Origin of the sequence: Pyxidicoccus fallax (assembly GCF_012933655.1) — a bacterium.
GTDB classification, from domain to species: Bacteria; Myxococcota; Myxococcia; order Myxococcales; family Myxococcaceae; genus Myxococcus; species Myxococcus fallax.
In genome coordinates this window covers 18578-37673 of record NZ_JABBJJ010000035.1, presented here as the reverse complement: position 1 = coordinate 37673, position 19096 = coordinate 18578, and the positions used below count along the sequence as shown (strand labels likewise).

Below are 19096 nucleotides of genomic sequence, written 5' to 3'. Positions count from 1 at the left end.
TCGGCTAGTCCGTGGTGTCCGGGACGTTGTCGAGGTCCATCGCCGTCCCTGGAGCGAAGCGGTCCTTGCGCGTGTCGAGCGCCTGCGCCTTGCGGATGAGCGCGCCCAGCGTCACCACGTCCGCGCGGTTGCGAAAGGGCTCACCCACGTCCTCCCAGAGCGAGTGGAGCCGCGCCCAGTCGAGCGAGCGCGTCCAGAAGGAGCCGCGCAGCTTCTCCGCGAAGGCCGCGGCCACGTACGCGAGCCGGGTGGCCGGCGCGGCGCGGGCGTAGGAGGAGCGCAGCAGGCTGGAGGGCAACAGCTTCTGCACACGCCGCCAGCTGCCCGAGGGGCCCTGCTCGTAGTGGATGCGCAGCGTGCCGAAGGCGATGGCAGGGCCAATCACCTTCACCTCGTAGATGGCGGTGACGGACGCGCCCGCGACCATGGGGACCTTGGGCTCATCGTCCTCGTCGAGCGACTCCGGCGCGGGCGAGGCGCGCTCGTAGCCCACGAGCCGGTAGCGGGCGATGGCCTGCCGGTCGAACTCCACCTGCGCGCCCACGTCCGAGAGCGCCTCGCGCGTCTTCAGCGTGATGCGCACCACGTGGTAGCCCTTGCGGCTGGGCGAGGGGAAGCCCTCCACGTCGATGGTGAAGGGCCCGTTGACGTCGCCGGTACCGCCATAGTCGAAGGCGTTGATGAAGGACTCGGCCCAGACGGTGCGCTCGTCGGGCAGCACGTCGCGCTCCAGGTAGTCGCGCGCCATGGCGTAGGGCGCGGTGTCCACGGCCACGAAGAAGACGGAGAAGCGGTCCTCCTCCGTGTCGATGGTGGGGTTCACCCCGTCGCTCGCCGGGCTGTGCGTGCGGGTGCCGGGCGCATCATCCGAGTTCCGGTAGAGGTACTGGGTGGCGCCATCCGGGAGGACGGACATGTGCGGCAGCGTCCACGCGGGGGCCAGCTCGCGGCCCGTCCCCGGCGCCACGTAGGGCATGTAGCGGGCCACGCCATCCGCCTCGGCGCGCAGGGGCGGCGCGAGCGGGGCCAGCGGCTGGAAGGAGGAGCGCGCGGTGCCCTCCGGATTCACCGGGCCCTGCACCGTGATGCCGCGCTCCAGGTCGTAGCAGCACGGCGGCGTACCCTTGTCGATGGTGGGCGGCCTCGCCACCTCGGGGCCCGGGACGTACGACTCGGGGAGCAGCTCCACGTGCTGGCGGATGGTGCGGCCGGGCCGGAGCTGGATGTCCGTCCGGGTGTAGGGGCGGAAGGACTCCTTCTCGAAGCGGAGCGCGTAGAGGCCCGGGGGAAGCTGGGGGATGCGGTAGTTGCCCTGCGCATCCGTGACGGCCACCTGCTCCGTCTTCAGCGCGGGCGAGGTGGCGGTGACGCGCACGTCCGCCACGGGCTTCGTGTCCGCGACGTTGATGACCGTGCCGATGATGGTGCCGCTCTGCGCCAGCGCGGGCGCGCAGAGGAGCAGGAGGAGGCCACACAGGGCTCTGGAGAAGGCGGGTTTCATCTGGGAGCCAGCGCGTACAGCGAGGTGCGGCCGTCCTTGAGAGGGCCCGAGAGCGTGCCGCAGCCAGGCGCTGCGATCATCACGGTTTCATCATGGCACGGCGTCCGGGGTGATGCCTGCCCAGCGGGCGGGCGGCCTCGGGCGCCTGGGGCGTCACTCATAGGGGAGGGACACCCGCCACCCGGGCTGGTGCACCCCGTCCAGGACGAGGCCCCGCTCGAAGGTCGGAGCCCCCGCGAGGGTCCAGAGGCGGGCCGCGTTCGGGTTGGCTCCCCTGGGGCTGGGAGGCGCGGCGAAGGTCGGCGCCTGGGGGATGTGGACCTCGCACATGTCGACGACGTAGCCGGGGTCCTCCTCGGTGGCGTCCTCCGTCGTGGCTGGCGGGAGGTCCGCTCGCGGGCCGTGGTGCGGAAGTCCGGGCTGCACGCTTCGGCCGAGGGGGCCCGGTAGACGAGCTGGGGCGTACCGTCCGGAATCTGGATGATGCTCCGGGAGAGCATCCACGAGGGCGTCCTGGCAACGACGTCGTCGGGCATGAAGCAGTGCTCGCGGGAGAGATACAGACGCGTGCGCCCCAGGGTCATGTGCTCGAGCTGCTCGCGAAGCTCCTTGGCAATCCTTGGCGCCGGGTAGCGCACCCTGATGGAGAGAACCTCAGCTGTCGCGCAGTCACTCGTGCACGCGGCGGACATCCGCACGTCGTAACGGACCGTGCGATTCCGCCGCAGCTCGATGCCCTGGCGGGTGTCCGGCTCGTAGTGCTCCTTCACGAGCCGGAGCGCGTACACGCCCGCCGGAAGATGGGTGATGCGGTAGTGGCCCGACACATCGGTCACGCCCACGTGCTCGCCCCGCAGCTCCGGCGAGTTCACGAACACCTGCACATTCGCGAGCGGCTGCTGGCTGTCACCGTCGACGACGGTGCCGATGAGCGTGGAGTGCTCGGCGCCTACCGCCGTGGTGGCGAACAGGAGCGCACAGAACAGGGACATGCGGGAAAGGGACTTCACGGAGGCCACCTCGGGATTCATCAGGGTGGCACCATGTTCTCCAGGCGGCGCCCTCCCCGGAGCACGGGAGCCTCCGTTCTCCATCATGGTTCCGTCACGGGACGGAACCCGCCCCACGGGGCTACTGCGGCGCGGAGAAGGGCACGTCCAGCACGGGCCGCTTCCTCGCGTCCGGCAGGTCGTAGTGCCACCACTCCATGCGGTTGATGGTGAAGCCCGCGCCCACCATCGCCTCGCGCAGGATTTCGCGGTGCTTGCGCGACGCCTCGGTGCCACCCTCGTAGCCGTGGTGCGCTTCCTTGCTGAAGGTGTCGAAGGGCGTGGGCATCTCCACGTCCTTGCCTTCCATCGTCACCAGCGTCAGGTCCACCGCCCCGCCCCGGTTGTGGTTGGAGCCCTTCTTCGGGTCCGCCACGTAGCCGGGCACCGGCATGATCTTCCACATCTCGTACTGCACCGCGCGCGGCCGGTAGCAGTCGTACACCTTCAGCCGGTAGCCCTTCGAGCGCAGCACTTCCGCCGCCTTCTTCAGCCGCAGGGCGGACTCCGGCAAGAGCAGGCAGCGCGCCGTGTCCGGGTACACCTTCTTCTTCAGGAAGTTGTCCTCCGTCGCGTAGCGCAGATCCTCCACGAGGTCCGGCACCAGCGCCTTCGCCTCCACCAGCGGCTGGGTGTTCGTGGACTTCTGCGCCGGCTTCGGCGTCCCCGCGTCCTCCGCGAGCGCCGGGCCCCCCACGCACAGCCCCAGCGCCACCACCGTCCAGGTCCGCATGCTCATGTCCGCTCCACGTAGCGCGTCGGGTCCGGCACGCCGGCCTCTTCGAAGCCCTTCTTGCGCAGCAGGCAGCTGTCACACCGCCCGCACGCGCGGCCCTGCGGGTCCGGGTCGTAGCAGGAGTGCGTCAGCCCGTAGTCCACGCCGAGCTTCACGCCCTCGCGGATGATGTCCGCCTTCGTCAGGCCGGACAGCGGCGCGTGCACCGTGAAGCGCGCGCCCTCCACGCCGGCCTTCGTGGCCAGGTTCGCCATCGCCTCGAACGAGCGGATGAACTCCGGCCGGCAGTCCGGGTAGCCGCTGTAGTCCACCGCGTTGACGCCGATGTAGATGTCCGTGGCGCCCACCACCTCCGCCAGCCCCAGCGCCAGCGAGAGGAAGAGCGCGTTGCGCGCCGGCACGTACGTCACGGGAACCCCGTGGCTCATCTCGTCCGCTGGCCGGTCCTTGGGCACCTCGATGTCCGCGGTGAGCGCCGAGCCGCCCACCTGCCGCAGGTCGATGCTGACGATGCGGAAGTCCTTCACGCCCATGGCCGAGGCCACCTTGCGCGCCTGCTCCAACTCCACCGCGTGCCGCTGGCCGTAGGCCACCGCGAGACACACCGGCTCGAAGCCCTTCGCCTTCGCCATGGCCAGGCACGTCGTCGAGTCCAGGCCGCCCGAAATCAACACCACCGCGCGCTTCGTCATCACTCCCTCCGCTCTCCCTGGACGATGTACGCTGTCGTGCAGGTGGTCGGCTGGCAATTGCAGTTGCGGGTGCCCGGCAGGAAGACGTCCGTGAGGGTGCCGCACGCCAGCGACACGTCGTAGCCGTTCTCCGTGGGGCCGGGCGCGCTGCCCGTGGGAATGCCACCGTCGTGCTGGCGGCAGTCGCGGTTGAGGGTGCGCGCCTGGCTGTCGCTGAAGAGCATCACCTTCAGCGTCTCTTCAATCGACGAGTCCTCGCAGCCCGTGCCGCACGAGGCGCGGGGCGCGGTGGCGCGGAGGGTGGAGGTGACCGACTGTCCTTCGTAGCCCGCGTCGCGCGAGTAGCTCTGCACCGTGAAGTAGCCGGTGCCCCCGTCGGTGTCGCGGGAGAAGGTGCCCTCGAAGCGGAAGACGCCCGCGTCGTCCACCTGCGCGAACTCCGGCACGGAGGCGTCGCACGTCGTCTTCGAGGGGTCCAGCCGGGCCTCGAAACGGAAGGTTCCGAGGACCTGGTCTCCCGGGTACACCGGGTCCGAGTAGCAGGCCATGGCCGCGGCCACGGCGGCCGCGGGGAGGGCGGCGAGGGCAAGTCGCTTCAGGTGCATGCCCCCGGGAGGCTACACGGCTATGCCCCGTCGAGCACGGAAAGGGCCACCGCCCGGAAGGTACCACCCCGAGCAAGCACCAATCCCACCTCCACCTTCGACGGGTCCGAGCCACGCACCTCCGGGTCCAGCCGCGCCAGCACCCGGCCCGCCGCCAGCGACGCGGGGAAGGCCCGGAAGGCCACCACCGCCGCCGTCTCCAGCTCCGGCACCGGGCCGGGCCGCGCCAGCTTCACGCCGGCCTCGCCCAGCGCCAGCGCCAGCGCGCACAGGTAGCCCAGCTCCGCCGCGCCGAAGCACGACAGCGCGCCCGCGCCCAGCACCAGCTCCTCGGGGCTGACGAGGTACGCCTCCACGCCGCCCGCCGGGTCCACCGCCACGCGCAGGCTGCCCGCGCCCAGCGATGCCAGCATGGGCCGCAGCGCCGCGGCCAGCCGGGGGAAGCGCTCCGCCGTCACCGGCACCGTGTTGGCGGGCGCCGGGTGCTGGAAGCCGGAAGGCGGCGGCAAAGCGGACAGGGGCGCCATGCGCGCCGCCGCGCTGCTGGAGTCCAGCGCCGCGCCGATGCCGTCCGCACACTCGGCCTGCTCCGTGCGGCCCAACCCGCGCAGGGACTCCGCGTAGAGCGTCCACCCGTCCACGTCCAGGGGCTGCGCGCGCAGGAGCTCCGGCCAGACGCGGGCCGCGAGCGCCGCGCCCTCGGGCGTCGGGGAGAGCCGCTCGGCCGACAGCCGGCGGACCTCCGGAGACAGCACGCCCGCGTCGAAGAGCCGCTCGGCCAGCCGGGCCGCGGGCGACACGAGCTGCGCGTCCAGGTAGCCGCGGAGGATGGACTCCAGCACCGCCGGCTCGTCCGTGAGCCGCTCGCGCAGGCGCAGGGCCTCGCCGGTGAGGCCTCGCTCCTCGGCCAGCCGGGCGCGACGTGCCAGCCGCTCCTCCGTCTCCGGAAGCATCTCGAGCTGCGCGGCGGCGTCCGCCACCATGCCCAGCGCCTCGTACGCGTCCGCCAGCCGCTCGCGGTACGGGAGGGTGGCCTCGGGCCCCTCCTCCACCATCAGCCGCTCCACCAGCGACACGAAGACGGCGGGCTCGTCCGCCACGTCCACCAGGGCCAGCAGGTTCCACAGCGCGGGCAGGTGGCCGGCGTCCTCGGCCAGCGCCTTCTCGAAGGACTCGCGCGCCTCGGCCGGCCTGTCCAACGGGCTCAGCAGCAGCTCGCCGCGCTCCTGGTACAGGCCGGCGCGCTCGCGGGCGTCCTCCTCGCCCTCGATGAGCCGGGCCAGCGTCTGCGCCGCGGCTTCGAAGCGGCCCAGGCCGAACTCCAGGTCATGGCGCTCGCGCAGCAGGGCCTTGCGCCGCGTGGGCCAGCCGTCCGCCGCCATGGCCAGCGCTTCCACGCGCGCGGCGTCGGGCAGCGCGCGCACCTTCGCCAGCACCGCCTCGGCCAGCTCCTCCGGCAGCTTCTCCAGCGAGGGCAGGAGCAGCGTGAGGCGGGCGGCGAAGCCCGGCTCCGGCGTCAGCTCCTCCAGCGCGCGCAGGCGGGCGCGCACCGGCGCCTTCTCCGAGCGCAGCACCTCGTCGCGCAGCGCCACCGCGAAGGCGGCATCCCGGGCAGACGACACGCCCGCCAGCTCCAGGAGCCCCTCCGTCTCACCCTCCGCGCGCAGTCCCTCCGCCAGCGCGGAGGCATGGGCGGAGTCAGCATCCGGCATCCCGGCCAGCGCCCAGAGCGCCTCGCGGGTGCGGGCCGTGTCCCCGGCCTGCGCGGCCATGGCCAGCGCGTCCGTGTAGTCGCCCGAGGCCATGGCGGGCGCGAAGCCCACGTCCAGCGCGCGAGCGAAGGCACCCAGCCGGCCGAAGCGCTCCGCCAGCTCGGTGGGCGCCAGCATGTCCGGCGCCTCCGTGGCGATGCGCTCGATGACCTCCAGCGCCTCGCCGTGCTCTCCGGCGCGCTCCCACAGGCCCGCGGCCTCCAGCAGCAGCGGCGGACGCTCCTCCGGGGCGGCCAGCTTCGCCGCCTGGAGCAGCGCCCGCGCCGCGCTGGGCGACTCGCCCGAGGCCCGGTACAGGTGCGCCACGCGCAGCGCGGCGTCCACGTCCGGCTCCACCGCGGCGGCGGCCTTCGCCGCCTTCAGCGCGTCCGGCAGCCGGCCGGCGGACTCGAAGGCCCGCGCGGCGGCCATCAGCAGCGACTGACGCTCGTGGCCGGACACCAGCTCCGCGCGCGCCACCTGCACCTCGGCGCGGCGCCCGGGCTGCTCGCCCAGCAGTGCCTCCAGGGCCTCCAGCGCGTCGGCGTAGCCCGCGCCCGAGGCGCCGCGAGAGACGACCACCTCCAGCGCCTCGCGGGCCGCGTCGTCCCGGGCAGCGGCGCGGGCAAGCGAGGCCAGCTCCAGCCGCAGCACGGCCGCCTCGTCCGCGTCCTCCACGCGCGGCACCAGCCGCTCCAGGGCCTCCAGCAGCCGCGTGGGCTCACCGCGCTCGCGCAGGCCGTCCACCAGCGCCCGGAGGGCCGTGAGGTCGTCCGGAGCGGCCTCGGCCGCGCGCTGGGTGAGGGCCCAGGCCTCCTCCGCGTCCGCCAGGGACTCGGAGGCGACGGAGGCGGCGGCCAGCAGCAGCTCCGCGGCGCGCTTGCCACCGGCGGCCTCGGCGCCCGCCGCGTACACGTCCAGCAGGTCCCCGTGACGGCCGAGGGCGCGCAGTCCTTCCACCGCGCGGTCGATGACGGAGGCGTCCGCCGGCCGCAGCCGCGCCAGGGGCAGCAGCGCGTCGATGGCGTCCTTCGGGTCGTCGAAGAGGTCCGCCGCGCGGCGGTAGAGCACCTCGGCCGTGGCGGAGTCCTCCGCCCGGCGCGCGAGCTGGAGCGAGGCCCGGTACAGGCCCGGCCCGTTGCCCGTGCGCGAGTGGGCCTCGGCCAGCAGCGACAGCGCCTCGCGGCCGCGCTCGCCCTCCGGCTCCAGCGACACCACCGCTTCGAAGGCATCCGCCGCGTCGTGGAAGGCGCCCGCGCTCAGCGAGGCGTGGCCCAGCCGCAGCCACGTGCGCGCGCGCACCGGCACCGGCAGCGCGTCTCCGCCCACGTCCAGCAGACGGCGGTCGTACGGGCGCGCGGCGATGGGGCCACCGCCCTTGGCGGCCAGCTCGGCGCGGGCGGACAGCGCGTCCACGTCATCGCCCGCGCGGGAGAGGTATTCGTCGAAGGCCTCGGCGGCCAGCAGCGCCTCGCCGGCGTCCAGCAGCGTGCTGGCGCGCTCGCGCAGCAGCGGCAGGGCGCGGGACGCGGGCAGGGCCTCGGCGCGCTGGGCCAGCAGCTCCGCCAGCCGGCGCACGTCCCCGGCGGCGCGCTCGCGCACGCGCTCGAAGGCCTCGTCGCTCGCGGGGCTCAGCTCGAAGGCCTGGTCCTCGCACAGGAGCGCGCGCTCGCGGGCACCCGCGGCGCGGAAGGCGCGGGCGGCGGCGAGGTAGCTCTCCGCGGCCTCGGCGACCTCCTGGCGCTGGGCGCGGCGCAGCATCAGCTCGGCGAGCGCCTGGGGGTCCTCCGTCTCCTCCAGGAAGGCGAGGTGGCGGGTGAAGATGGGCTCGCGGAACGGGTCCGCCTCCAGCAGCACCGCGTCGAACTCGGCGGCGTCCGCGTGGCGCTTCACCTCGTGCAGCAGCTCCGCCGCCTGGGCCGTCAGCTCCAGGTCGTCCGGGCGCGCGGCGCGGGCGGCGATGAGCGCGGCGGCGGCGGCGTCCGGGCGCCCCGCCCTGTCGCGGTACAGCGCGGCGGCGCGCAGCAGCAGCGCCGCGCGGCGCTCCGCGTCCGGCTCGCTCTCGGCGCACTCCTCGTACCAGGCCGCCAGCTCCGACAGGCGCCCGTCGTCCTCCAGCAGCTTCGCCAGCAGCGACTCGGCCTCGGCCAGCGTGCGGTCGGCGTGCAGGGCCTCGCGCAGGAAGCCTTCCGCCTTCGCCACGTCCGCCAGCACGCCCAGGTGCAGCCGCGCCAGCCGCAGCCGCATCGTCGCGGCCTCGCGGGTGTCCTTGAGCAGCGGCAGCGCGCGCTCCAGCCAGCGCGCCTCGGCCTCGGCGTCGTCGCGCCGCTCGGCCAGCTCCGCGCCCAGCTTCGCCGTGCCCAGGTCCGCCGCGAGAGCGAAGGCCCGCTCCAGCGCGGCCTCGGACGCCGCCGGGTCCAGCTTCACGTCGCGCAGCAGCTCCGCGCGGCGGCGCTCGCACGCGGCGGCCTCGGCGGCCTGCCCGCGCGACTCCAGCACGTCCCGCGCGTCCGCCAGCGCCCGCAGCGCGTCGTCCGCGCGGCCGGTGTCCTGGGCGAGCCGGGCCTCTTCCTTCCACGCGGCCAGCGCCGCAGCCATGTCTCCGGCCTGGAGGCTGAGGATGGCCACCTGGCGCAGCTCGGCGAGCAGCTCCAGCGAGCGGCCCGTGTCGCGGTACAGGGTGGCGAGCTGGCGCCGCAGCGGCAGCGGCTCCTTCGCCATGTCCGCCGCGCGCGACAGCAGCGACGCCGCCACGCCCGCGTCCGCCAGGGCCGCGCGGGCCCGCTCCGACAGCGCGACGAGCCGCCGCACCGTGTCCTCGGACGGCGCCAGCGCGCGGGCGTGGGTGACGAGCACGTCGAAGGCGCCGCGCGGGTCGTCCTTCTCCAGCAGCGCGGCGAGCCGCTGCACCGCGGGCTCGCACAGGGGTCGCTCGGAGAGCAGCTTCCGGTACGCGCCCACCGCGCGCTTCGTCTCCCCGGCCTGCTCGGCCAGCTCGCCCAGCCGCAGCCACGTGGCCTCGGCCGCGTCCGGCGCGGCGCGGAAGTCCGCCTCGGCCGCGAGCGTGTCCTGCAGCGGCAGCGCCTCCAGCACCGCGCCGCGCAGGTAGAGCAGCTCCGCCAGCGACGCCAGCTCCGCGCCCCGCGCGGGCACCAGCGAGTGCGCCTTGCGCGCCAGCTTCAGCGCGCGGTCCAGGTCCTCGGCGCCCCGCGCGTACCCGGCGCCCTCGCGCAGCAGCGCGGCGGCCTCCTGGGCGGAGGCGCTCTCGGCGGCCGTCTCCAGCAGCGCCGCGGCCTCGCGCAGCTCGCCCCGGCCGGCCACCAGCGACACCAGCCGGCGGCGCACCACCGCGTCGGACGGGGACAGGCGCAGGGCCTGGCGCAGCGCTGCTTCCGCCGGCACGGGCTGCGACAAGCGGTCCAGGTAGAGGTCCGCCAGCTCCGCGTACATCGCGGTGGCCTCGGCGGGCGGCGTGTGCGGCGCCTCGGTGGAGAGCAGCTCCGCCAGGGCGGCCCAGTCCTCCTGGGCGCGCAGCACGCGCTGGAGGGCGGCGGTGGCCTGGGCGTGGCGCGGCGCCAGCGCGAGCGCGGCCTCCAGGCTCTGCCCCGCATCCTTTATATGTCCGCGAGACTCGAGCAGCGTGGCGCGCGCCAGCAGCGCCTCCACGCGGCGGGGAGACGGGCCCTGACGGGCGGCCTCGGCGAGCGCGGCGGCCTCCTCGTCCGGCTGCCCGTCGCGGTGGGCCAGCTCTGCCAGCGCGAAGAAGGCGTCGCAGCGCTCGGCGGCGGGCGGCTCCAGGGCAATCGCGGCGCGAAGGGCCTCGCGGGCAGGCACCCGCGCGTCCTTCTCCACCAGCGTCGTGGCCAGGGCCAGCATGCGCTCGCGGGCGCGCGTGGCGAGGTTGGCGTCGGCGGCGACGGCGTTGCGCCACACCTCCAGCTCCGCGGCCTCGTCACTGGACTCGCGGGCCAGCTCCGCCAGCGCGAGCAGCAGCGGCGCGGGGCGGCGGGACAGCTTCGCGGCCTCGGAGAAGTCGTCGCGCGCGGGCGCCACGCGGCCAGCGGCGCGGTGGAGCACGGCACGGCGGGCGAGCAGCTCCGCCCGGGCCTCGCCCGACGCGGCGGCCACGAGGGTGCCCAGCAACTCCAGCCGCTCGGACTCCTCTTCCGGCGTGCCGGTGCCCGGCGGGGGCAGCAAGTCCAGCAGGGCCTGCGCGGCCCACGTGTCGTGCGGCTCCTCCAGCCGGAGGCTGCGCAGCGAGTCCACCGCGGCGGCGGCGCGGCCCAGGGCCAGCGACAGCTCCGCCAGCTCGCGGCGGGCGGCGCGGCGGGGCTCGCCGGACAGGCGCGGCCACAGCTCCACCAGCAGGTCCGCCAGGGCCTCGCGGGCGCCGGCCTTGCGGTGCAGCGCGGCCAGCTCCTGGCGGGCCTCCAAATCCTCCGGCGCGCGGGCGCAGTACTCGGCCAGCAGGCGGCGGGCGGCGTCCGTGCGGCCCGCGCGCACCGCGGCGGTGGCGGCCTTGCGCGTGAGGGCGACGCGCTCGGCCTCGCGCGGGGCGTCCGCGTCCACCGGCGGCAGCGCCAGCACGGCCTCGAAGTCCTCCAGCGCGGCGCGGGCGTCCGTGGGCAGGCGCAGCTCGCCCCGGCGCTGACGGGCGGGGGCGAAGGTGGCGTCGCGCTCCAGCGCCTCGGCGAGGAAGGACTCCTCGCGGCTGGTGCCCGCCGCCAGCAGCGAGGCGCGGAAGAGCAGCCTCGCCCCGGCGCGCGCGTCCGGCACCAGCGCGGCGCGGCGCGCGTACAGGCGCGCGGCCTCCAGCTTCTCGCCGCGCTCCAGCTCCAGCTCGGCCAGCGACTCCAGCACCTCGGCGGCCAGCGGCCCCTGGGGGCTGGCCTCCAGCGCGGCCGTCAGCCGCAGCAGCGCGGCGGCCTTCTCGCCCCGCTCCAGCAGCGCGCGGGCGCTCTGGAGGAACAGGGGCGCGGCTTCCTCGGCGCGGTCGGCGCCCATCAGCGCCTGGGCGCGGCTGGCCCACAGCTCGGCCAGGGCCTGCGTCTCGCCGGACTCCGTGTAGAGGGACTCCAGGCGCGCGGCGAGCGCGTCGTCCAGCCGGCGCAGCGGGAAGGCCTGCGCGTAGGCGGCGATGGCGCCCTCGCGGTCGCCCAGCATCTCGCACGCGCGGCCCAGCCGGGCGCGCACGTCCGCCAGCTTCTCCGGCGCCGTCGTGCGCGGCAGCATGGAGAGCAGCGTCTCCAGCGCCTTCCGGGCGTGCTCGGGGCGCTCGCAGCGCAGCGACAGGTCGGCGAGGTCCAGCAGCACGGCGGCGTCCGGCGCCAGCCGCGCGGCCTTCTCCAGCGCCACCAGCGCGTCGCCCACGCGGCCCAGGCGGGCCTCCAGCACTCCGGCCAATTCGCGCAGCGCCGCGGCGGCGAGCCGCTTGTCGCCCTGCGCCTCCGCCACCCGCGCGCGCACCTCCAGCGCCGAGGCCAGCCCCGCCATGTCCGCGCGCTTGCGCTGCAGGGCGCACAGCTCGCCCAGGGCGGGCAAATCGTCGGGCTCCGCGCGCAGCACTTCTTGGAGGGCGTGCACCGCGAGGTCGAGGTCGAAGGCCAGGTCGCGCGCGGCCACCGCGAGACGGCGGTACTTCTGCGCGCGCTCCTTCAGGTCCGTGGACAGCCGCGCCAGCGCGGACAGGCACCGCGTCAGGAGCGGCCCGTCGCGACGCGCCTCGGCCAGCGCCAGCAGCGACTCCAGCGCGGGCCGGTGGTCGCCGTCCGCCTCCAGCGCGAGCAGCAGGAGGCGCTCGGCCTTCTCCGGCGCCTGCAGCTTGCCGCGGTACAGCTCACCGGCCTCGGCCCACAGCGCGGCGCGCTTGCCGGGCTCCTCCTGGAGGGCGGCGGCCTTCTCCAGCGCCTCGGCCAGCTCCTGCGCGCGGCCGGTGACGCGGAAGTACGGAATCAGCTCCTCGAGCGCCACCCCGTCGCGCGGGTCCAGCGCCAGCGCGGCTTCCAGGTGCTCCCGGGCGCGCGCCGGGTCTCCCAGCCGCGTGCGGTACAGGCGCGCCAGCGCGTGGTGGCTGGCGTGCGCGGCATGGCGCACCCCTTCCGAGCGCGGCGCCGGCCCCGCCAGCTCCAGCGCCTGCTGGTAGCCGGCGAGCGCCTCCTGCAGGCGGCCCAGCGCCTCCGCCACGCGCGCGGCGGCGAACAGCGGCTCCGGCTCGCCGGGCAGCAGCGACACCGCCTCGCGGTAGCGCAAGAGCGCGTTGTCCGGCTGCTTCAGGCCCTCTTCCCACACGCGGCCGGCGAGCAGGTCCGCGTGGCCCACCCGGTCCAGCTCGTGCCGGGCCATGGAGACTTCACGCAGCCGGTCCAGCGCCTTCATCGCGCGCAGGTGCTCGCCGCCGCGGTGGCACAGCTCGCCCAACAGCAGCAGCGCGTCCGGGTGGTCCGGCGCCAGCCGCAGCGCGGCCTCGCAGTGCAGCCGGGCGCCCGCGACGTCGTCCTCCGTCTGCGCGCACAGCCGCGCCAGGTGCACGTGCGCGTCGGCGGCCTCGGCCGGGTCTCTCGCGAGCGCCGCCAGCCGGCGGTAGGCCCGCACCGCGCCGGCCCTGTCGCGGGCCTGGTCGGAGGCACGCGCCAGCGCCTTGAGCGAAGGCAGGTGGTCCGGCTTGAGGCCCAGCAGCTCGTGCAGTGCCTTCACCGCCACCTGCGGCGCGGTGTCGCGCGAGCAGCGGGCGGCGGCCTCGGCGGCGTAGAAGGCGGCGGCCTCCTCCGAGGTGCGGCGGGCCAGCGCGCACAGCGCGAGGTAGCGCTCGGCGGCGCGGGCACCCTCACCCCGGCGCTCGCGCACCACGGCCTCGCCCCAGAGGGCCGCGGGGCTGCGGTCCCTCCGGCGTTGCAGGGTGGCGGCCACGTCCAGGGCCATATCGTGCGCCTGCGGGTCCGCGACCAGGAGCGACAGCAGCCGCTCGGCGGCGAAGGGGTGCGCGTCCTGCGCGTCCCCGGCCTGGAGGTACGCCTGGCGCGCGTCGGCCAGCCGCCCCTGGGCCACGAGGTTCTCCGCGTCCGCGAAGGCGCGAGCGCCCTCCAGCGCGAGCATCAGCTCCTCGTCCGGCGCGGCCGGCGGCGGCAGGCCTCCGGCGGAGAAGCGCAGACGCAGGCCGGTGCTGGAGACCTCCGCGGCGGACAGGCGCGCGGTGTCCAGCGCGGGCATCTTGTAGCCGCGGCTCACCGCCGCCAGCTGGCACAGCGCGGGCAGCACGCGCGTGGAGAAGCCGGTGGCGCCGCGCACCTCCACGTCCGGCACCAGCCCCAGCGCGCCCACGGCGGTGGCCAGGAGGCCCGGCACCTGCACGGAGGGCGTGGAGGAGAAGCCGTACAGGCGGACGTCATAGAGGTAGACGGCGAGCCGCTCCCCGTCCGCGTCGAAGGCCACCTTGAAGGTGAAGGGCGTGCGCTCCGGCGCGGGGAGGCGGCCCTGCCCCTCCAGGTACCCGGGGCGGAAGTGCAGCCGCAGCTCCTCGATGCCGGCCAGCCGCCCGGCCAGCTCCGCCACCCGGCGCGTCACCAGATCCGCGTCGACGCTCAGCTCCAGGAAGCCGAAGTGCAGCTTCTTGCGCTGGTAGCGCGTGGCGCCGGCGCTGACGTTGAAGGGGAAGCTGACGTCCGGAATCTGCAGCGCGAAGTCGGAGATGCGCAGGCCCGGCACCACCTCCAACGCCGGAAAGCCCACGAACGCCCTGCGGTCCAGCAGGCGCAGCTCGGGGGCGGCGGCGCGCGCATCCTGCGCCGCGGCGGGCTTGGAAGAGTCGCTGTCAGTAGCCATCGCGGAGGACGCGAGGGTAGCACGCTCTCCAAGCCCTCGAAATTTCTGACAATCCCCCCGCTTGTGGAGCAGGCAACGAGGCGTGATGACTCCTGCAAGCCGGCGTGCAGGAACGACATGCACCCCGCCCTGGAGTCGGACTATATGCGTCCGGCGTGTTGGCCCCTGACTCTCTCGTCCTCGAAGGTCGCTTCCGGGTCCTCCGTCCGTTGGGCTCTGGCGGAATGGGCGAGGTGTACCTGGGGGAGCAGGTCTCCCTGGGCCGCAAGGTGGCCATCAAGGTCCTCCACCAGGACCTCCACGCCCAGGCCGGCATGGCCGAGCGCTTCAAGCGCGAGGCCCGCCTCCTGTCCGCCGTGGAGCACCCGGCGGTGGTGCACATCGTCGACTTCGGCGAGTCCGGGGACCACGCCTGCCTCGTCATGGAGTTCGTGGAGGGGCAGAGCCTCTACGACGCGCTCCTCCCCGGCCCCATGCCGCCGGGCCGCGCGCTGCCGCTGCTCCAGCAGCTCGCGGAAGGCCTGGCCGCCATCCACGACAAGGGCATCATCCACCGCGACCTGAAGCCGGAGAACGTCTTCATCTCCCCGGGCGCGCGCGGGGAGCAGGCGCGGCTCTTGGACTTCGGCATCGCCCGGCTGGTGGAGCCCGAGGCCGGCAGCGCCGTCAGCCAGGTGGGCGTGGTGCTGGGCACCCCGGAGTACCTCTCTCCGGAGCAGGCGGTGGGCGCGAAGGTGGACACGCGCAGCGACCTGTACTGCTTCGGGGTGCTGATGTACCGCGTGCTGGCCGGGCGGCTGCCCTTCGACGGGCCCTCGCCGCGCCACTTCCTGGCGCAGCACGCCTCGCACGCGCCGCTGCCGTTGGACCGGGCGGCGCCCTCGCTGTCGCGCTTCGTGGGGCTGCTGTCGCTGGTGATGCGCCTGCTGGAGAAGGACCCATTGAAGCGGCCGCAGAACGCGCACGAGCTGGCGGACGCGTTGGCCGCGGCGTACTCGGCGCTGGCCGCATTCACGCCCGGCATGGGCACGCCGGTGCATGTGCCGCAGCGGGGCACGCCCTCGTCCGGCACCGCCGTCTTCGGCGGGGGTGAGGCCGCCTCCGTGTCCGCGGGGCCGAGCGGCACCGCCGTCTTCGCGGGGAACGCTCCGGCTGCGACTCCGCACGGCAGTGGCACCGCGGCGTTCGGCATGGGAGGCGGCGCGTACGGGACGGGCCGCGTCGCCTCCGGGGCCGTGGCGCCGGTGGCGGTACGCTCGGGGACGGCGGCCTTCGGGACGCGGCCGTCCGGCAGCGTGGCCTCTGTAACAGGCGGCGCGTCGGTGGTGAAGCCGCAGAACCTGACGGTGATGCTCACCGACATCCAGGGCTTCACCGAGCGCACCAGCCGGCAGACGCACGAAGAGAACGCGCGGATGCTGGAGATGCATGACCGGCTCCTGATGCCCCTGGTGAAGGAGCACGAGGGCAAGCTCATCCAGAAGCGCGGGGATGCGCTGCTGGTGGTGTTCCGCTCCCCCACGGCGGGCGTGCTGTGCGGCATGGCCATGCAGGACCGGCTGTGGCGCCACAACCAGACGTTGCCGCCGGAGGCGCAGCTGCACGTGCGCGTGTGCCTGCACGCGGGCGAGGTGCTCGTCACGAGCGACACGGTGCTGGGCGAGCCCATGGAGGTGGTGGAGTCGGTGGAGCACGTGGCCGCCGCGGACGAAGTGACGTTCACCGAGGCGGTGAACCTGGCGCGCAACCGCGCCGAGGCCACCGCCGAGCCGTGCGGCACCATCACCCTGCCCGGCCGCGAGGAGCAGCTGCAGCTCTACCGCTGCCAGCGCGCGGCGGAGGGCCCACCCTTCGGTGACCGCTTCGCCCCGTCGGGCGGCATGGGCACGAAGCTGGCGCCGCTGCTGGGCCGGGTGAAGGGGGCGTTCTCCCCGGTCGCCACGGGAACGCGCGCTGCGGTGGCGCGCATGAAGGAGCGGCTGCGCGGGGCCGGCGTGTTCCTGCGAGAGCGCTCGCGGTTCGCGACGGAGCGCCTGCCGGCGGCGGTGGCGATGCTGCGCCGGGTGCCACGCTGGCTGGTGATGCTCGTGGGTGCGGTGGCACTGTTGGGCGCGGGCACGGCCTGGTGGGTGCACCAGCAGAACCCCGCCGTGCGGGCGTTCGCGCTCCTGGAGGAAGGCAAGAAGGACGACGCCAAGAAGGTGTTGGACGACGCGCCGCCCGACAAGCAGCGGGACCCTGACTGGCAATGGGCGCGCGCGGCGCTGCTCCACGCCCAGAACGCGCACCGCACCGAGCACTCGCATATCTCCAAGCTGGACCAGACCGTGCTCCCGGAGGTCGACGATCGGGTCCTGGATGGGCTCGCCGAGGACTACGGCCGGGACGGGAGCGAGTGGCTGGCGAAGCAGCTGGCTCGACTCCCCAAGGCGCGGGTGTATTCGCGTTTCGAGGCTCTCGCGGAGGAGCCCTTCTCGCTGCGTCAATGGGGTGCGCTGCGTTACCTGGAGCAGGCCGAGGCCACGGACGGCGTGGACCTGGTGGCCGCGTACATCGCGGCGATGGAATCGAAGGACTGCGACATTCGCGCCCTGTCCGCACAGCGGCTCGGGAAGCTCGGAGACGCTGACGCCATTCCCGCGCTCAAGCGGGTCACCGAGCAACCCAAGAGGGGGGGACTGCTCGGCTGTGGTCATGGCGAGGCCAGCGATGCCATCCAGAAGCTCACGAAGGGCGACTGAGCGCTACCCCCTCTTGCGCAGGAGCGCGCGTACCTCTTCGAGGTACAGCGGCACCGTTTCCACCCTCAGTATCTCGTCCACCCGGGCGCGGGCCGCGGCCAGGCTCAGCCGCCAGTCATCGCGCGCTGGAGCGCTTCCTGGAGGATGCGGTCCGTGCCCGCCACGAGGCTCGGCACGTCCATGTCCAGCTCGACGTCGGGAGGCAGCCCGATCCGCTCGTACACCTGACCATCCGGCGCGGTGTACACCTCGTGCGAGAGGCTCACCTTCCAGCCGTTCGGAAGCGTCCGGGAGAGCGCGTCGGAATGGGCACCATTCGTCCGCTCGCCCAGCACGGTGATGTGCGGGAGCGCGCTCATGGCCATGGTGAAGATCTCCGCGGCACTCACCGTCACCTGGCTCGTGAGCAGATAGACGGGCCGGGTGTACTGCCGGGGCCCTGCCGGAGAGAAGTGATGCTCGCGCGGCGGGGTGAAGCCCGCACCCGCGCGAGCCTTCTTCGTGAAGGCCAGCTGCTTTGCCTCGGTGAAGCGGCTCGCGATGGCCAGCGACACGGCGTCATAGCCGCCGAGGTTGAAGCGCACATCCACGATGAGCGCCTCCTTGTCGCCCAGCGCCTCCAGGGCCTCGTCGATGGCACGACCCGCCGCGGCCATCTCGGTCCCTTCGTCGCTCATCTCCCCGGGGAAGCCGGCCATGCCCCCGATGTAGATGTACCCGACGCGCTCGTTGAGCGACTTCCACGCGAGCCTTCCCCCTCCCACCACCGTCACTCCCGGCCCACCGCGGTAGTGCGTGTCGACATACGTCGTGAGCTCTTCCAGGTAATGCTCTGCCCACGCGGGCCTGGGCTTGGGCTCGAAGGTCCGCTCACCCGCGACGAGGTAGGTATGCGCGTCCGGCAGGGGCACGAGCATCTCGGACAGCAGCGCGAAGAGCGCGTCGTCCGTCGTCGCCGCCGGAACGCGCGGCCGGAACTGCGCGTAGCGCGCCTTCCAGTCGACCCCATAGAGGTCGAACAGCGCGTACTGCTCGGCGAAGGTGTGCCAGAAGACCTCGAAGTTGGAGACCGGGTCGTCCGGCGGCAACGTCCGTGAGCACACCTCCGGAAGCGGCGCCCGCGTGGCGGCGATGTGCACCGTCCCGGCACTCTGGATGAGCATCCGGTCCCCGTCGGCTTTGAACGTCAGGCCAATCCCGGGAAGCACTCCGTCCTCCAGCGTGCCCGAGATGGACGGCAGGCAGCTCACCTCGGTGACCTCGTAGAACGTCACCGTGTCCTTCTCGAAGCGCACGGAGTAGCCGTGCCCCTCCGTGCGCCACGTCCCCTCCAGTGCCTTCGAGGGAGGAGTCGGGTCTCCTCCGTCATCGTCCTTCCCACAGCCGGCCAGCGTCACCAGGGCCGGCAGGGCCCACATCCGCAACCATCGCGACATCCGTCATCCTCCACCACGGGTTCGCGGCCTGGAACACCGGGAGGGACGACAGCTGTCACCGCGATGTGCGACTCATCTGCTCAGTGGTAGTTGATACAGGACGGCACGCTCCCGTCGTCCGGCGCGGAGACGGTGACGGGCTCGTTGGGGACAATCTCCAGCTTGTCGAAGGTGTTCTCTTCCGTCGCGCAGACGCCGCGCGCCAGATTGAAGCCCGGCTTCAGCGCGTCCACGTTGGTGAAGAGCTCCAACTCTCGCAGCGTCGCCTTCAGCCCCCCGGTGAGCTCAGGCACGTAGACAACCACGTGGTTGCGCGCCATCCCCCGCAGGCTGCTCCAGTCAGACTGACCATGGTCGGGCCGCCCATCCCCATCCAGGTCCTCGTAGACGTAGAGGTACGCGAAACCGATGCGGCCATCCTCCAGCTCGTTGAGCATCTCCAGGGCCGGAGGCTCGACGACGCGGAGCTCATAGTCGAACGGGGGATTCTTGCTGGTCAGCTCCACGCCCTGGAAGCTGATGATGTCTCCTTCACGAACCCAGTTGTCCCAGGCCAGGGTGACGCGCGTCGTCCCCCCCTCCTCGACGGGCGCCAGCGACTTCACGTCGCCCTGCACCACGTAGATGGCCTCGCCCACGTACTCGCCATCCCTCAGCGCCTCACCGCACCCCGCGGTGCTCCCGAGCGCGCACGACACGACCAGGGACTTCACGAAACGGCTCAGCTTCATGACACGACTCCACGGAAGAGATGCGCGCGAACCGTC

General features: G+C 74.0%; 9 protein-coding genes and 1 pseudogene. 1 reads left to right on the top strand and 9 read right to left on the bottom strand.

The annotated features are described in order from the left end of the window. Positions 1-4: 4 nt before the first annotated feature. From HG543_RS10405 to HG543_RS10380, 7 genes and pseudogenes are all read right to left on the bottom strand, one after another. A complete protein-coding gene (locus HG543_RS10405) occupies positions 5-1501 on the bottom strand; it encodes a YfbK domain-containing protein (protein ID WP_169344555.1) in 1497 nt (498 codons plus the stop codon). 153 nt (positions 1502-1654) lie between these two features. Beyond that, complete coding sequence (locus HG543_RS55150; RefSeq protein WP_246356897.1) at positions 1655-1927, bottom strand: hypothetical protein; 273 nt, start codon at positions 1925-1927, stop codon at positions 1655-1657. Positions 1928-2202: 275 nt separating this feature from the next. Continuing rightward, positions 2203-2493: pseudogene (locus HG543_RS56985) on the bottom strand (carboxypeptidase-like regulatory domain-containing protein); the annotation flags it as partial. Positions 2494-2632: 139 nt separating this feature from the next. Next, positions 2633-3289, bottom strand: coding sequence for a D-alanyl-D-alanine dipeptidase (gene ddpX, locus HG543_RS10395; protein WP_169344553.1), 657 nt, complete (start codon positions 3287-3289; stop codon positions 2633-2635). Beyond that, entirely contained in the window at positions 3286-3978 is a 693-nt protein-coding gene (queC, locus tag HG543_RS10390; RefSeq protein ID WP_169344552.1) for a 7-cyano-7-deazaguanine synthase QueC, read from the bottom strand. Before queC ends, ddpX begins: the two co-directional genes overlap by 4 nt. Continuing rightward, the gene (locus tag HG543_RS10385; RefSeq protein ID WP_169344551.1) at positions 3978-4583 is read right to left on the bottom strand and encodes a hypothetical protein; all 606 of its coding nucleotides are present in this window, start codon (positions 4581-4583) and stop codon (positions 3978-3980) included. The genes queC and HG543_RS10385 overlap by 1 nt, the downstream gene beginning before the upstream one ends. A 20-nt stretch (positions 4584-4603) precedes the next feature. Then, positions 4604-14152: a flagellar hook-length control protein FliK gene (locus HG543_RS10380; RefSeq protein WP_169344550.1), complete on the bottom strand. Its 9549-nt coding sequence runs from the start codon at positions 14150-14152 to the stop codon at positions 4604-4606. 224 nt (positions 14153-14376) lie between these two features. On the opposite strand from HG543_RS10380, the gene HG543_RS10375 reads away from it, so the two are divergent. Beyond that, positions 14377-16893 (top strand): protein kinase domain-containing protein, encoded by a 2517-nt coding sequence (locus HG543_RS10375; protein WP_211193840.1) that lies wholly within the window; start codon positions 14377-14379, stop codon positions 16891-16893. 104 nt (positions 16894-16997) lie between these two features. On the opposite strand, the gene HG543_RS10370 is transcribed toward HG543_RS10375, so the two are convergent. Next, the gene (locus tag HG543_RS10370) at positions 16998-18329 is read right to left on the bottom strand and encodes a S41 family peptidase (RefSeq protein ID WP_169344548.1); all 1332 of its coding nucleotides are present in this window, start codon (positions 18327-18329) and stop codon (positions 16998-17000) included. An 80-nt stretch (positions 18330-18409) separates the two neighbouring features. Then, on the bottom strand, positions 18410-19060 hold the full coding sequence (locus HG543_RS10365; protein ID WP_169344547.1) for a hypothetical protein: 651 nt from the start codon (positions 19058-19060) through the stop codon (positions 18410-18412). Positions 19061-19096 lie beyond the last annotated feature (36 nt).

Bases quoted from the DNA above. Each gene is read 5' to 3' on its own strand.
- HG543_RS10405 (WP_169344555.1), bottom strand. From the start codon at position 1,501: ATGAAACCCGCCTTCTCCAGAGCCCTGTGTGGCCTCCTCCTGCTCCTC.
- HG543_RS10380 (WP_169344550.1), bottom strand. From the start codon at position 14,152: ATGGCTACTGACAGCGACTCTTCCAAGCCCGCCGCGGCGCAGGATGCG.
- queC (WP_169344552.1), bottom strand. From the start codon at position 3,978: ATGACGAAGCGCGCGGTGGTGTTGATTTCGGGCGGCCTGGACTCGACG.
- HG543_RS10375 (WP_211193840.1), top strand. From the start codon at position 14,377: ATGGGCGAGGTGTACCTGGGGGAGCAGGTCTCCCTGGGCCGCAAGGTG.
- ddpX (WP_169344553.1), bottom strand. From the start codon at position 3,289: ATGAGCATGCGGACCTGGACGGTGGTGGCGCTGGGGCTGTGCGTGGGG.
- HG543_RS10370 (WP_169344548.1), bottom strand. From the start codon at position 18,329: ATGTCGCGATGGTTGCGGATGTGGGCCCTGCCGGCCCTGGTGACGCTG.
- HG543_RS10365 (WP_169344547.1), bottom strand. From the start codon at position 19,060: ATGAAGCTGAGCCGTTTCGTGAAGTCCCTGGTCGTGTCGTGCGCGCTC.
- HG543_RS10385 (WP_169344551.1), bottom strand. From the start codon at position 4,583: ATGCACCTGAAGCGACTTGCCCTCGCCGCCCTCCCCGCGGCCGCCGTG.